Source organism: Aquisalimonas sp., assembly GCF_007120195.1.
In the GTDB taxonomy this organism is placed as follows: Bacteria; Pseudomonadota; Gammaproteobacteria; order Nitrococcales; family Aquisalimonadaceae; genus Aquisalimonas.
On sequence record NZ_SKOG01000064.1, the window covers coordinates 24649 to 37230 of the forward strand.

Consider the following 12582-nt stretch of genomic DNA (forward strand, 5'->3'; position numbering starts at 1 on the left):
ATGAAGCGCGATATCAGCCGCAATCCGCATGCGCATCGCAGGGATCCACACAGCTTCGAGCGCATGAACGAGTATCGGCGCATGTCGGCCGAGGAGCGCGCACGTGTCATTGACGCCGGCGTGAAGTCCACCGGCGAGTATGTCAACCGAGTGCGCAAGCTGCTCCTGGCCGGGCGAATGTAGGCGTGCGGGGCAGACCAATGCCGGTGATGACGGCCACTGGCGTATTGGCACCGAGCGCCAATGTTTCGTTTACCCGGTATTTCATTGGCCATTGACCCATTGAAGAAACCCCCATTCCGGGATCTGGCGGGTACCCATCGGAGCCGGTTACCGACAGCGAGCACGGCCACCCGCGCATCCGACAGGGGGACTACATCCGCATCCTGTCAATCAAGGGCGGCATCGCGGATCACCCCGTGCACCCCATGACCCCCAGTGCTGGAAGGCGGCCGAGGACGGCAAACCCCTGCCGTACCCCATCAAGCTCAATATGGTGCCACTGCCGGCGTTCGGTCACACGTATGTGACAGCCGAGCGCGTGGACCCGGATGCCCGATGTGCTGCGTTGATCGGCAACCCGGGCATAATGGTGGGCCGGGACGCCCGGGAAGGCTGCGGCCTCCCGCGGGGCGGGGGCGATGACGGAGAACGCAATGCTCGGTGCACTACCCAACTGGCATCCGATTTTCGTGCACTTTACCGTGGCGCTGCTGACGGTCGCCGTGCTGCTGTTCATCGTCGCCCATTTCAGTCCGCCCGGCGCTTTTGGTCGCACGGTGCGCCTGGTCGCTCGGGTCAATCTGATGCTCGGCGCACTGTTTACCATCGGCACCGTGCTGACCGGCTGGTACGCCTACAACACGGTGCCGCACGACGCCGCCTCCCATGAGGTCATGACTATCCACCGTAACTGGGCACTGATCGCCGCGGCGACGTTTGCCCTGCTCGCGCTGTGGTGCGTACGGAACTGGCTATCCAACCGCCGCGAAGGCACCGCCTTCGTGCTGGCGACGCTACTGGCCGCCACGCCCCTGGTCATGGCTGGCCACTATGGTGGCACGCTGGTCTATGGCTACGGTGTTGGCGTGCAGCAGCTGCCGGATACGGAAGGCCATGCCCATAACGACCATGGCCACGGGCATGACCATGGCGATGACGATCATGGGCACAACGACGATCATCACGAGGGTCACGGCGACGGCGAGGACCACAATCACCACGAGCACTGAAGTCCCCGGCCCGGTGGCGGCTGAAGATCGTGTCGGTCGCCATTGGCTGTACGGACCGGCTGCCGTGGAGAATCGGAATGCTCGGGGCTATCCGTCAAAGCGGGCTTGGTCCGAATCAATACAGTGAACCCGTCACCCGAATCCAGTGATGCGATCAGTGGCCCGCCTCCTGGCTCTGAGCAGAGCCATGGACCAGCGCGGTACCGATCATCTGGGCACCGCTGCCACCGCGCTCGCCGCAGCGCGAGCGACTGGCAGCTACTGATGGTGCACGAGGCCTGCGGGCAGGGGGTGAAAGCCGCTTGACCTTCCAACCGCTGGAAGCCTCATGCTTCGTGGCCCAGGAAGCGGGCCTACAGGCGCCAGCAGCGCGTCAGCGTCCATGCCCGGGCTCTCGACACGACGCCGGCCGCCAACACGCGGCGCAGGGGAACCGAACATGATGATGAATGAAGGGTATTTGGCACTGCACACACTCTCGATGGCGCTTTTTGCGCTGGTGGTCATCGTGCCTTTCTGGAGGATGTGCACCAAAGCAGGATTTGCGGGCTGGTGGAGCCTGTTGGTCGTCATCCCCCTGGTCAACTTAGTGTTTCTCTATTTCTGGCGTTCTCTCAATGGCCGGTTCACCAGGAGTCGCAATCTGGCGGGGCTAATCGCTAATGCAGGAGTCGCTGACCACAGAGGCTAACGAACACGTCGTTACGCTGTGTCTCAGAGCGCCCGTGATGGGCCGTGACTACTGGGCCGGAATCATCCGCAGCACCCTGAAGCGGCCGCGCGGGATCGACGGCGTCGAGACGAACACTGCAAGTCACCGTGTGACGTTGGCTCCAGGCGGCCTCGAGGAGGAGGCGCTGTGGGCTGCTGTGGAGAGAGCCGAGTATGACGTGGCCGCGGTGCGCACTGAGGACGCGCAGGAGGACATTTCCATGAACGACCTGTTCGAGATGGGCCGGAGGATCTTCAAGGCACAACCGTTCAGCGGACTGATCGGGGCCGAGCTAACGGGGCTGGAGACAGGCAAAGCGGAAATATCTTTGACGATACGCGACGAGCTAAAGCAACAGCACGGCTACGTGCATGGCGGGGTCCTGAGTTACATGGTGGATAACTGTCTGACCTTCGCGGGAGGATCAACACTTGGGGATGCGGTCACCATGGAATACAAGGTCAACTACGTTCGTCCTGCCATCGGTGAGAAGCTGGTCGCGCGGGCTTCGGTCCTGGCAGCCGGGAAAACCCAGGCTGTCTGCAGTTGCCAATTGCTGTGCGTCACCGACCACGACGAGACTTTGGTGGCGACCGCCCTGGGCACCATCCGCCGGAGCGACTGAACACTGCCGTCGCCTCTCAAGCAGGCGCCAGGTTGGGTAGCCGGCGCATGGCGGGTGGCGCGCTCACCAGGCCCGGAGTCCCAGGCTGCGCTGGTGCCGTGATGGCCTCGGGATGCAAGCCGCACATGGCCCTGTCGACGAGATCCTGTTCAGCCACACGTGCGTCCCCGTGTATACACAGTCGCGAGCCGGCGGCGCGCCCATCGCCGACATTGGCGGAGTATGCCCGCTGCGCCCCGCTCAGGGAGGCCCCATGCAGATCGCCATCGTTGTCTACCCCGGGCTGACAGCGCTCGACGCTGTCGGGCCCTACGAGGTACTGCGCTTCACCGACCACGAGATTCGTTTCGTCGCCGCGCAGCCCGGACCGGTCGTCGCGGACAGCGGCGTGCTGGTGCTGGGTGCAACCCATGGATTCGATGAGACACCGGCACCGGATCTGGTCATCGTGCCCGGCTCGGAAGCGAATACGGCGACCGCCATGGCGGATGGAGCGCTGATTCGCTGGCTGCGGCGAGCTCACGAAACCAGCCAATGGACGGTGTCCGTGTGCTCAGGTGCGCTGATTCTGGGCGCCGCCGGCATTCTGGACGGGCACCCGGCCACCACCCACTGGGTGGCGCAGGACAAGCTGGCCGCCTTCAGCGCCCGCGCGTGCCGGAACCAGCGCGTTGTTCGCTCCGGAAAGATCGCCACGGCCGCAGGGGTGTCGGCGGGCATCGACCTGGCGCTCTGGCTGGTCGGCGAGCTCTGTGGTGCGCATCGAGCCAGGGAGATCCAGCTGCTGATCGAATACGATCCACAACCGCCGTACGATGCGGGCCACCCGGATAAAGCCCCCAGCGCCACCACCGACGCCGCCCGGGAAGAGATGCTCCGCCGGGCAAGGAACCCCCGCAACGCGCTGTCCATTCCAACGGTGGCCTGGCGCCGCATGCTCGCCTCACTCCGCCGGCGCCTTTGACCATTATCGCGCAAGCGGGTTGTACCACTGCACCTTCGGATATCACGCAAAGTCGGCGTCGGAGCTCACGACGGTCACGCCGTGTTCCACCGCCAGTGGTCCCGTTCGTTCTCGGCGAGTACCTCGGCGACGCTGTCGAGGTTCAGGATGCGCGGCTTGCCGTCCCTGGGCCCGGTAGCATAGGGCGCCTCGCGCTGCTCGGACTGCATGGCATGCAGGCCCAACCGCAGGGCGTGATTCGTCACCTTCTTGAGGCTTCGGCCCCGGCTCAGCCTCTTGAGTCTGGCGGCGACATCGTCGTCGATCGTAAGCGTGGTGCGCATCGTGGCAGGACCATTACTGCATCATGATGCTTGGATTCTCACATCAAGACACCGGCAACGCCAACTCCTTAGGACGCCCCCGCCACGGCGACGAGGGCGCGCCACCAGGTCGCGTTAGGGGATCCCCAGCGAAAGCCCGACGACGTTGCCCGCCCCTCCATCGAACGGCTCCGCGCCGGCCGGCAGCGTTTGCCCGGCGCACCCAATGGCACGGTTGACACTGACATTGTCCGAGGCACGCCATCGGCCGATCAAGAACGCGGCAGTGCGACGCAATCGGACGATTACGGAACTCTTTGAGCAGAGGGACGGGCGCCAAACTCGCGTCGCGGGCACTGGTCCCCGCGGCCGTTGTCTTTGGTGCCCGACCCTGTGAGCGCGCTACATCTGCCGGAACAGGTGCGCGAATGCACGGCTGACCGTCAGGTGCTCCGGGCGACCCTTGAGGGTGATGCTCAGCCGTCCGCCGAACTCCCGGTACACGGACGCGATCTGGCTGACGTTGACGATGGTGCCGCGGTGGATCTGCCAGAACTTCTGCGGGTCGAGCTGCGTGGCGAGCGTCTTTATGGGGGTGCGGATGAAGAGTTCAGTACCGGCGGTGAATACGCTGGTGTACTTGTCACTGGCGCTGAAATAGACCACCTCGTTGACGCCAATCAGCTGAACGCGCTCACCGACACCCGCACGAATCCACTGCAGATACCGGGGCTCGCCGGCGGCCTGGACGCGCTCCAGCAGCTCGGTGAGTGCAGCGGGCTCCCGGTCCGTGGCGGGTGGCCGGCGCAGACGCTCGACCGTGCGTGCGAGCCGCTCCGGCGTGATCGGCTTCAGGAGATAGTCCACCGCCTCCTGCTCGAACGCCTCGATGGCGTACTGGTCGAAGGCGGTCACGAACACCACCCGGCAACCGCTGTCGAGCCGTTTGACGACCTCGAGCCCCGAGAGGCCCGGCATGCGGATGTCGAGAAATGCCACCTCCGGCCGCAGCTCCTGCAGCAGGGCCAGGGCCTCCGGGCCGTTGCAGGCCACGCCGACAATCTTCAGCTCCGGCCAGGCCCGCGCCAGCTCGCGCTCCAGGTGGGCGGCGAGCTCGGCCTCGTCATCGGCAATCACTGCCCGCATCGTCATGACTCCTCCAACGGCAGTTCGAGGCGCGCAAGCACGCCGCCGGTCGGGGCGTCCTCGATGCTGAGGCTCGCGGCGCCGCCGTAGACGGCTGCGAGGCGTTCGCGCAGGTTGGCCAGGCCAACGCCGGTTCCTGCCGCGACGGCACCCAGGCCCTGCCCCGTATCATGGACCTCCAGGCCCAGCATACCGCGTTCGGCACGGGCACAAACCCGCACCATCCCGCCTTCGACCTTCGGCTCGACACCGTGCTTGATCGCATTCTCCACCAGGGGCTGCAGCAGCATGGGTGGCAGAACGACGCTCGCCAGTGCATCCGGCACGTCGAACGCGTACCGCAGACGTTCACCCATGCGGATGCGGTACATCTCCAAGTAGCTCTCCAGCAGCTTGAGCTCATCGCCGAGCGTGGTGCGCTGCTGGCGGGCGTGCAGCAGCGAGTAGCGCAGGTAGGCGATCAGATAGCCCAGCATGCGCTTGCCGCGCTCCGGATCGGTATCAATCAGGCTTTGGACGTGCGCAAGCGAGTTGAAGAGCATGTGCGGCTCGATCTGCGCCCGCAGCAGGCGCAGCTCCGTGGCCGCTCGGTCCCGCTCCGCCTCCAGCCCGCGCAATTCCTGCTCCTGCAGGCTGGCACGGGTGCGCAGCAAGCGCTCGCGGCTCATGAAGTAATAGCTGGCGATACCTCCGAACAGCAGCGCGATCAGCACCGACTGCCAGAAAATGGTGGCCGGTTCCCGCGCCCGCTCCACCACAGCACCGGTCGCAACGACCGCGATCAACACGCCGATCACTGCCCCGGCGGCGACCGCGAGCGACAGGCCGGCCACCAGGCGGGCGCCCGAGAGCCGTCTGGACGGCACGAACTCAAGCATCGTGAAGATGCTAAGCCCGATGCACTGGGAGAAGACCATGTTGACGGCAAAGGTGCCGCCGAAGCCGATGGTGGTGAGAAAGACGGCGATCAGGCTGTTGAAGGCGAGCGTCCACAGCGCTCGCCAGTGGACGCGCATCCCACCCCATGCCAGTGGGCCGCGTGAGAGCTCGTTGAAGCGTTTCTCCATCACCCATTACCCCGGGTCAGACCGGTTTCAGCACCATAAGAGACAAGGCGGCGAGCGGCAACACAATGGCGAGGATGCCAAAGCCCATCCACAGCGCCGCCAGCTGCCGGTAGCGCACCGGGATCTCGCCGCCACCGGCGAATGCGCGTGCCATGCGTGCCTGCACGAACTGAATCGGAATCAGCACGCCCACCCAGACGATGCCGGTGGCCAGGAACAGCGACTGCCCCCAATCCAGCCACCGGGTATCGAAACTCCACGGTCCACCGAACACCATGGCGTACCCGGTACCTCCGAGCAGCAGCACGCCGAGCGCCGTGAACACGAAATCGGTCAGCGTCACTTGCCGCTGCGCGAAGGCGACAACGCGCGGGTCCCGGGTGCAGTCCGCCATTACCTTCCACCAAGCGGTGACGATGATGTTGCCAAGAAAGATCACCGCGCCGAGCACGTGCAGGACTTTGAGAACCCCATAGGTATCCATGCTCACGCCCCCTTCCAATTGCCGTGAAAGCCAAGCGGTACCGGGTACGGCAGTCGCGCCTGGACCACCGGCCCGTCGGCGAGCGCTCCGGCGGCAAAGACCGAGAGCACCGAGACCTGCCGGTCGAGGTCGAGCGCGGTGCCGATCAGCCAGCCGTTGCCCTCGCAGCCGGGCACGCTGACGAAGACGTGCTTCTCGGTGATGACGTTGGCACCGAAGTCGAAGAGCGCCGCCTCCCCGGTCTCGATATCGCGACGCAGCACGGCGTTGGACAGTGGGTGTGCAGAAGAGGCGGTGCGGGCGGTCGACCGGAACTCCAGGTGCCAGTCCGGGGCGGATTGCGCGTCCACCGCGGGCGCGCTGGTCATGGACGCGGGCAGCACCAGGCCGGACCCGCCCACGCCTATCAAGCGAAGAAAACCCGTGCGATTCATGGCTGAGCTCCATTGAGCTGAATCGTGATCCGTGTGGCGTCGCCGTCCACGGCGAAGGCGGCATCGTTGAAGTCCGGCGGCCCCATGCCGCCCGTGGCATCGCGGCTGAAGCCGTAGGGCTCCTGCGGCACGCCGAGCAGATTGGTATCCAGCTCGGCCACCTGGGCACTTACGAAGGCCAGACCCAGCACCGCCGTCGCGGCAGTTCGTGCGTTATTACCGATCATGTCGTCCTCCCGGGCGTTGACGTGTGTGTCATCGCCCACGAGTGTTGCGCGCACGCTCGCGATGGGCATTGGCTGTGCGATGGATTGCAGAGGGTTGCGATGGACAGTGAATGCGGGCGATGAATGGCAGGCGCTTTCAGCCGCGGTGGGGATCCCCGCCGCCCGGCCAGGGATCCCCGAACAGGTCAGGTGTTGTGACCTCCTCTCCGAACCTCGCAGTACGGGACGATGAACCGCTCGATCAGCGCGTCACTGCCTTCGAGCATGGCGTCGAACAGGGCGCGGGTATTGGCCTCGACTTCGCCGCCATCCCAGTCGCCCGGCGCAGAAAAGGCGTCACCCGTGGGGTAGGCGTTACCCGCGGCGGTGACGAATGAACCGATCGGGTGACTGGCGGGGCGCGGTTCGACGATGTCACCGGTTGGGTAGTCGATCTTCTCGACGATGAGGCCGTCAACGAGCTGATACTCCAATGCCCCGAGCAACAACTTGTCCATGGCCTCGCCCAGGGCGATCCGCAGCTCGGGCGCCTCATTCGCCAGCCACGCTGGACCACCCTGTTCACGGGCAAGGGCGAACCCGCCGGTCAGATCGTTCACGAAACGCCACTGGGCGGCGGTGTCGACTGCATCTTCAGCCGCACGCGCGCCGTTTTCGTCGAAGGTAACCGCAGCGGGCAAGCCCCAGGGCCTGACCAGCTCCAGTACGGCATCCAGCATCATTGCCTGGCGCTCGAAGAGCTCCTGGCTCAGGGCGCGATCATCATCGTTACCGAATCGGGCAAGCGCCTCGTACAGGCCCTTGTGCCCACGCAGGAGCGCGCCCAGGTCCACCAGACTGTAGTTTGCCGGTTTATCGCCGAACACGTACGCCTGGCGGTTTTCGTCCCAGGCGTCGTCCAGCGCGCCGGCGAACGAGCGCGCGTGATTCACCAGGCCCTCCGGATTAATGCCGAGGAGGTCGCTCAGCCGATCCTGCGAAATCGAGCCCATGTCATCGCCGCCCTCGTCCTTCTGCCAGCGAACCCAGGCGTAGACTGGTGCATGGAACGCCGCGAGGCCGTGGCTCATCCGTTCCCGCCCGTCCGGACCAATGAACTCCCCGCCGTCATCCAGACTGCCGAGCAATCCCTGCGTGAGCACGGCAAGTGCTCCCGCGCCCTGGAAATGGATCGCCTGGTCGAGACCCAGGGCCTCGAAACGGCCACCCCGGTGATGCATATGATAGAGATAGACGGCGTGGGAGAGATCGCGCATCCGCGGATCACCGATCGGTTCCGGACCCGCCTGCGTGTCCAACGCCCACTGGGGCCGCGGAGCGGCACCCTCGGTGTCGGCCGCCCCCATGAGTGTGCCTAGCAACTCGAGCCACGTCTCCGCCTGCAGTCTGCGTGGCTCCTCCGCCAGATCAGGCCGATACGCCGGATGCGCCAGCTCGGACTCTCGCGCCATTGCTGCGGTGAGCGACAGTCCGTGCATTGCGCTGAGCAAATCCTCGACACGCGCCTGGTCGTCCGGAAAGACCGCTTGACCATGGTCGTCGAGTTCCCCAGCCACCAGCACCATGCAGCCTTCGTCTTCAGGGCCCATGGCATCGTCTGCACCAGTCGCTGCCATGGGTGCGCAGGCGAACAAGAGCAGGCACGCAATGCGCGCTTGCTGGCACAAGGCCTGGGCCGGTAAAAGACCCACCCCGCCCTTCAAACCATGGCCCCGCGAGCGGTTCTTGCCTTCTGTTATGACTCGTCTTTCCAACATGGCGTATTACTGACCTCCCCAGCAGTGGCTCTTGTGGTGTTGCTGTCTTCATGGAGTTGCGCACCCGCGTCTTGCCGGAATGCAAGGGCAACGCGTTCTGCGTCCATACACGCTTGGAGCGTGGTCAGCACCACGTCGGCTTCGTGCCGCTTACGGCACAGCAGCCTGAAGTGTAAGTGTCCTGTAACCGAAATGCGTTGTCTTTTGCTTGCCGGCGCGCCTTCGAGGCCAGGCGCCGGGCCGAAGGCGTAGCGTAGCGGACTCTACGGCGAGGACCGGCAACTCCGGCCTTGACGCCTGTCGGTCAAGTTCATCACTGCAGGCCAGATCGGGACAGCGCGCGCACGGAGTTCGCTGCAGCGACAGGGGTTACCTTGACGTGGAAGAACCCTGTGGCCTGTCTTTATTTTTATCGCTTGTTGCGCATGATGAAGGTGTAGACCCACGTGAAAGCGGGATCGCCATTGGTTGCGGTGCCGGCCGAACAACGGGAGATTGCCATGGCGCTCGACTACCAACTCCTCGATGTGTTTACGGACACTCCCCTGGCAGGGAACCCGTTGGCCGTCTTTCCCGACGCAGGACTCCTGGATGCGAAGGCAATGCAGAGAATCGCAGGGGAGCTCAACCTGTCCGAGACCGTCTTCGTCACCGAGGCGCACGCGCACGCTGGACGTTTCACAATCCGCATCATGACGCCGAAAGTCGAACTCCCCTTCGCAGGGCACCCCACGATCGGTGCCGCGGTCGCGTTGGCGGATCTCCGGCAGTCGCAAGGGATTGCGTCGAGCAAACCCATCGAGCTGATCGAACCCATTGGCACCATCTCCGTTTACGTCGATCGCCTGGGCGACGGGATTGGCCGAGGCCGCTTCGCAGCGCCACGTGTACCTGCCGAAATCGCGGTCGATGTGTCACGTGATGAGGCGGCCGCCATGCTCGGCGTCGAGCCGGAAGCCGTCGCGCCTGAGGGCCTGCGAGCCTGGTCAGCAGGGGTGCCGTTTCTCTGCGTCCCCATCACCTCCCACGAGGCGCTTGCGGCGGTCGCACTGAATCAATCGCTGTGGGAGGCGCGCTGTGCCAACGGCCCGGCCCCGCACGTCTACGCCTATGTCCTCGACCCGGAAGTTCCGGAGTCCACGGCAGCGCGCATGTTCGCTCCCGCAATGGGGGTTGCTGAAGACCCTGCCACGGGAGCGGCTGCCATCGCGTTCGCAGGTGAACTCGCGGTACGCACCGGGGTGACGGCGGGGCATGTCCGAACCGCCATTCATCAAGGTCAGGCGATCGGGAGACCGAGCGTTCTCCACGTCGCAGCGGACGTCGCCGAAGGAGCGGTAACGGCGGTCTGGCTTAGTGGTTGCGCCGTTCGGGTTGGCAACGGTTCCCTGACCATTCCAAGCTGAGTGCCGAGTCTCCCGTGCCGGCATTGTTGGGGCAGCGCCAGACCCGGGCGCACCCCGTATTGTTGGACCGCCCGGCTCATCTCCTCGCGCGGAGCAGTCACCCTGGAACAATGGCTGATTCGTGGCGCGGGACATGCCTGGTCGGGGTGGGAGTCCCAGCGGGTCTTATACTGATCCTAAAGGGCCTAATGCCAAACGGGAAATGCTGCGCTTTTTCCTTGAACATCCTCAACGCCCAGCCGGGGAGTGAAACTGACCCCCAGTGTTCACAACGCCGGCAGCCCCTTCAGGGAGGTTCCCCCGGTGTCTGGCGGATTCGGGTGACCATTGATCGCCGTCCCCGACCTCGTCGCCGCCAAGCTCGCACCCTGAGGCCATGCGCGCGCGGCATGTTCACCGCAACCGAACTGGCGAAGGCACTGGGCAAGAGCCCTACGGCGGCACACCGCCTGATGGATCCTGACTACAGCTCCAAGCGGGAGAACATCGAAGGGGCTCTGGCCATTCTCGGCCACCGGCTTGTCATCGAGACGGCAGACATCACCAACGCTGAAAACACGGGCGCCGAGCCACCCGGTGGATGCGCGCCGCCGCTCGACACTTATCCATACTACGCACATGCGGCCGACAGCCTCATCACCCGCCGTCAGCCGCCCAGAACACGGTTCCGCCAGTAGAAAATCAGCGGGAGGATGACGATGGTCGGTGCAAGCCACAGCACGAACGCCGGGTCCATGCGGAAGTTCGTGACGGTAAATGCCGTCACCGCCGCAATGGTCGCACCCATCATCATACCCAGGTGGTTGGCGATCCGATCCTTGCCCGTATACTCCCCGCTTCGAAATACCTGAAGATCCGCCCCCGCCAGCCAGAGGCCGAGCCCGCCGAAGACCAGCAGTGTAATCCCGTTCAGATCACCGCCGAGCAGCATGATGCCGCCCAGAGCCACCATGCCCGTCGCAGCCAGAAGCATGGCCCCGGCGGAGAGAAGGTCCTTCACCGCAATGGCTCCCTTGCGGCGTTTGGCATACCGGCAACCGGACCAGGCGAGATACACGCTGAAAATGGCGATCAGGAACAGAAAAAGGCTTCCCACCATCACCGACATCGGCAGTGACGTGACGAAAATGCCGATCATTCCCCAGAAGAACAGCTGACCACACACGACGTGCCGGGAGTGCGGCATGCGTAGCCATTGCGTGGTGACGGCGCCTATCGCAGCCAGGAGTGCTGCGAAGCCGAACAGAATATGAACAACCAGCAGCGTATTGAATACAAGATCATCGCCAAGCATGGTTCCCCCTAACCGCTGCTAGTGCTCGATCATCCTGCCATGCTGATGATCGCTGATCCCCGGCTCAGCGCCGGAGCGCCGTTGCAGCGGGGGAGCAGGTGACTTATAACAATGGCACCAAACCAACGCAACGACTGCGGGGGCAGGTATGCGCATCCGCTTTTACAGTGCCCAGAAGTACGATCGGCAGTTCTTCGACCGCGCCAACGCACACTATGGTTTCACGCTGGAGTTCACCGAATCGGCCCTGAATGCGGACACTGCGCGGCTCGCCAGCGAAGCGGACGCCGTGTGCGCATTCGTCAACGACAGTCTGGACGCCGCCTGCCTTGAGCAGCTCAGCAACCAGGGCGTGAGGTACGTGGCCATGCGCTGCGCGGGCTTCAACAACGTGGACCTAAACGCCGCCAAACGGCTGCGGCTGCAGGTCGTACGGGTGACCGCCTACTCACCGGAGGCGGTGGCCGAGCACACCATGGCGCTCATCCTCACGCTCAACCGCAATACCCACCGCGCCTACAACCGGGTGCGTGAGGGCAACTTCAACCTCCAGGGGCTGCTCGGCTTCAACCTGCACGGCCGCACCGTGGGGCTGATCGGCACGGGGCGCATCGGTGTGGCCACCGCCAAGGTGCTCTCCGGCTTCGGCGTGCGCCTGATCGGCCATGACATGTTCGAGAACCCCGCCTTCAAAGACCTGGGCGGCGAGTACGTAGATCTGGACACACTCTACGCCTCTGCCGATCTCATCAGCCTGCACTGCCCGCTCACCAGCGAGAATCACCACCTCATAAATCGCAACTCCCTGGAAAAGATGAAGGACGGCGTGATGCTGGTGAACACCAGCCGCGGCGGGCTCGTCGACACCAGCGCGGTGATCGAGGCGCTGAAATCCGGCAAGGTGGGCCACCTGGCCCTGGATGTCTACGAGC

Annotated in this window: 16 protein-coding genes; 8 read left to right on the forward strand and 8 right to left on the reverse strand. The window is 64.6% G+C overall.

Annotated elements, in window-relative coordinates:
* From QZT63_RS05150 to QZT63_RS05170, 5 genes are all read left to right on the forward strand, one after another.
* Positions 1 to 183 (forward strand): hypothetical protein, encoded by a 183-nt coding sequence (locus QZT63_RS05150; RefSeq protein ID WP_290649166.1) that lies wholly within the window; start codon positions 1 to 3, stop codon positions 181 to 183.
* A gap of 473 nt (positions 184 to 656) precedes the next feature.
* Positions 657 to 1232, forward strand: a complete 576-nt coding sequence (locus QZT63_RS05155; RefSeq protein ID WP_290649167.1) for a DUF2231 domain-containing protein — start codon at positions 657 to 659, stop codon at positions 1230 to 1232.
* Between the two features lie 439 nt (positions 1233 to 1671).
* Complete coding sequence (locus QZT63_RS05160; protein ID WP_290649169.1) at positions 1672 to 1923, forward strand: hypothetical protein; 252 nt, start codon at positions 1672 to 1674, stop codon at positions 1921 to 1923.
* Positions 1895 to 2569 carry a PaaI family thioesterase gene (locus tag QZT63_RS05165; RefSeq protein ID WP_290649171.1) on the forward strand — a complete coding sequence of 225 codons (675 nt, stop codon included), beginning with the start codon at positions 1895 to 1897 and terminating at the stop codon, positions 2567 to 2569. Before QZT63_RS05160 ends, QZT63_RS05165 begins: the two co-directional genes overlap by 29 nt.
* A 253-nt stretch (positions 2570 to 2822) precedes the next feature.
* On the forward strand, positions 2823 to 3533 hold the full coding sequence (locus QZT63_RS05170; protein ID WP_290649173.1) for a DJ-1/PfpI family protein: 711 nt from the start codon (positions 2823 to 2825) through the stop codon (positions 3531 to 3533).
* Between the two features lie 74 nt (positions 3534 to 3607).
* Here QZT63_RS05170 and QZT63_RS05175 read toward each other — a convergent pair whose 3' ends face one another.
* The 7 genes from QZT63_RS05175 to QZT63_RS05205 all read right to left on the reverse strand — a co-directional run bounded on the left by QZT63_RS05175 (position 3608) and on the right by QZT63_RS05205 (position 8950).
* The gene (locus QZT63_RS05175; protein WP_290649174.1) at positions 3608 to 3856 is read right to left on the reverse strand and encodes a hypothetical protein; all 249 of its coding nucleotides are present in this window, start codon (positions 3854 to 3856) and stop codon (positions 3608 to 3610) included.
* A gap of 381 nt (positions 3857 to 4237) precedes the next feature.
* Positions 4238 to 4987 (reverse strand): LytTR family DNA-binding domain-containing protein, encoded by a 750-nt coding sequence (locus QZT63_RS05180; protein WP_290649176.1) that lies wholly within the window; start codon positions 4985 to 4987, stop codon positions 4238 to 4240.
* Entirely contained in the window at positions 4984 to 6048 is a 1065-nt protein-coding gene (locus QZT63_RS05185) for a histidine kinase (protein ID WP_290649190.1), read from the reverse strand. Before QZT63_RS05185 ends, QZT63_RS05180 begins: the two co-directional genes overlap by 4 nt.
* A 16-nt stretch (positions 6049 to 6064) precedes the next feature.
* Positions 6065 to 6532, reverse strand: coding sequence for a DUF2269 family protein (locus QZT63_RS05190; protein WP_290649177.1), 468 nt, complete (start codon positions 6530 to 6532; stop codon positions 6065 to 6067).
* A 2-nt stretch (positions 6533 to 6534) separates the two neighbouring features.
* On the reverse strand, positions 6535 to 6966 hold the full coding sequence (locus QZT63_RS05195; RefSeq protein WP_290649178.1) for a carotenoid oxygenase family protein: 432 nt from the start codon (positions 6964 to 6966) through the stop codon (positions 6535 to 6537).
* On the reverse strand, positions 6963 to 7262 hold the full coding sequence (locus QZT63_RS05200; RefSeq protein ID WP_290649179.1) for a DUF2141 domain-containing protein: 300 nt from the start codon (positions 7260 to 7262) through the stop codon (positions 6963 to 6965). Before QZT63_RS05200 ends, QZT63_RS05195 begins: the two co-directional genes overlap by 4 nt.
* Before the next feature lie 116 nt (positions 7263 to 7378).
* Positions 7379 to 8950 carry a hypothetical protein gene (locus QZT63_RS05205; RefSeq protein ID WP_290649181.1) on the reverse strand — a complete coding sequence of 524 codons (1572 nt, stop codon included), beginning with the start codon at positions 8948 to 8950 and terminating at the stop codon, positions 7379 to 7381.
* Positions 8951 to 9450: 500 nt separating this feature from the next.
* Between QZT63_RS05205 and QZT63_RS05210 the strand changes: the two genes are divergently transcribed.
* A complete protein-coding gene (locus QZT63_RS05210; protein WP_290649183.1) occupies positions 9451 to 10356 on the forward strand; it encodes a PhzF family phenazine biosynthesis protein in 906 nt (301 codons plus the stop codon).
* A gap of 389 nt (positions 10357 to 10745) precedes the next feature.
* Positions 10746 to 11033 carry a hypothetical protein gene (locus QZT63_RS05215; RefSeq protein ID WP_290649185.1) on the forward strand — a complete coding sequence of 96 codons (288 nt, stop codon included), beginning with the start codon at positions 10746 to 10748 and terminating at the stop codon, positions 11031 to 11033.
* Here QZT63_RS05215 and QZT63_RS05220 read toward each other — a convergent pair.
* The gene (locus tag QZT63_RS05220) at positions 11003 to 11650 is read right to left on the reverse strand and encodes a hypothetical protein (RefSeq protein WP_290649187.1); all 648 of its coding nucleotides are present in this window, start codon (positions 11648 to 11650) and stop codon (positions 11003 to 11005) included. The two genes, QZT63_RS05215 and QZT63_RS05220, sit on opposite strands and share 31 nt — an antisense overlap.
* 148 nt (positions 11651 to 11798) lie before the next feature.
* Here QZT63_RS05220 and QZT63_RS05225 point away from each other — a divergent pair.
* Positions 11799 to 12582, forward strand: a 784-nt coding sequence (locus tag QZT63_RS05225) for a 2-hydroxyacid dehydrogenase (protein WP_290649189.1), incomplete at its 3' end; no start/stop codon positions are given.

Bases quoted from the DNA above. Each gene is read 5' to 3' on its own strand.
- QZT63_RS05150 (WP_290649166.1), top strand. From the start codon at position 1: ATGAAGCGCGATATCAGCCGCAATCCGCATGCGCATCGCAGGGATCCA.
- QZT63_RS05155 (WP_290649167.1), top strand. From the start codon at position 657: ATGCTCGGTGCACTACCCAACTGGCATCCGATTTTCGTGCACTTTACC.
- QZT63_RS05160 (WP_290649169.1), top strand. From the start codon at position 1,672: ATGATGATGAATGAAGGGTATTTGGCACTGCACACACTCTCGATGGCG.
- QZT63_RS05165 (WP_290649171.1), top strand. From the start codon at position 1,895: ATGCAGGAGTCGCTGACCACAGAGGCTAACGAACACGTCGTTACGCTG.
- QZT63_RS05170 (WP_290649173.1), top strand. From the start codon at position 2,823: ATGCAGATCGCCATCGTTGTCTACCCCGGGCTGACAGCGCTCGACGCT.
- QZT63_RS05175 (WP_290649174.1), bottom strand. From the start codon at position 3,856: ATGCGCACCACGCTTACGATCGACGACGATGTCGCCGCCAGACTCAAG.
- QZT63_RS05180 (WP_290649176.1), bottom strand. From the start codon at position 4,987: ATGACGATGCGGGCAGTGATTGCCGATGACGAGGCCGAGCTCGCCGCC.
- QZT63_RS05185 (WP_290649190.1), bottom strand. From the start codon at position 6,048: ATGGAGAAACGCTTCAACGAGCTCTCACGCGGCCCACTGGCATGGGGT.
- QZT63_RS05190 (WP_290649177.1), bottom strand. From the start codon at position 6,532: ATGGATACCTATGGGGTTCTCAAAGTCCTGCACGTGCTCGGCGCGGTG.
- QZT63_RS05195 (WP_290649178.1), bottom strand. From the start codon at position 6,966: ATGAATCGCACGGGTTTTCTTCGCTTGATAGGCGTGGGCGGGTCCGGC.
- QZT63_RS05200 (WP_290649179.1), bottom strand. From the start codon at position 7,262: ATGCCCATCGCGAGCGTGCGCGCAACACTCGTGGGCGATGACACACAC.
- QZT63_RS05205 (WP_290649181.1), bottom strand. From the start codon at position 8,950: ATGTTGGAAAGACGAGTCATAACAGAAGGCAAGAACCGCTCGCGGGGC.
- QZT63_RS05210 (WP_290649183.1), top strand. From the start codon at position 9,451: ATGGCGCTCGACTACCAACTCCTCGATGTGTTTACGGACACTCCCCTG.
- QZT63_RS05215 (WP_290649185.1), top strand. From the start codon at position 10,746: ATGTTCACCGCAACCGAACTGGCGAAGGCACTGGGCAAGAGCCCTACG.
- QZT63_RS05220 (WP_290649187.1), bottom strand. From the start codon at position 11,650: ATGCTTGGCGATGATCTTGTATTCAATACGCTGCTGGTTGTTCATATT.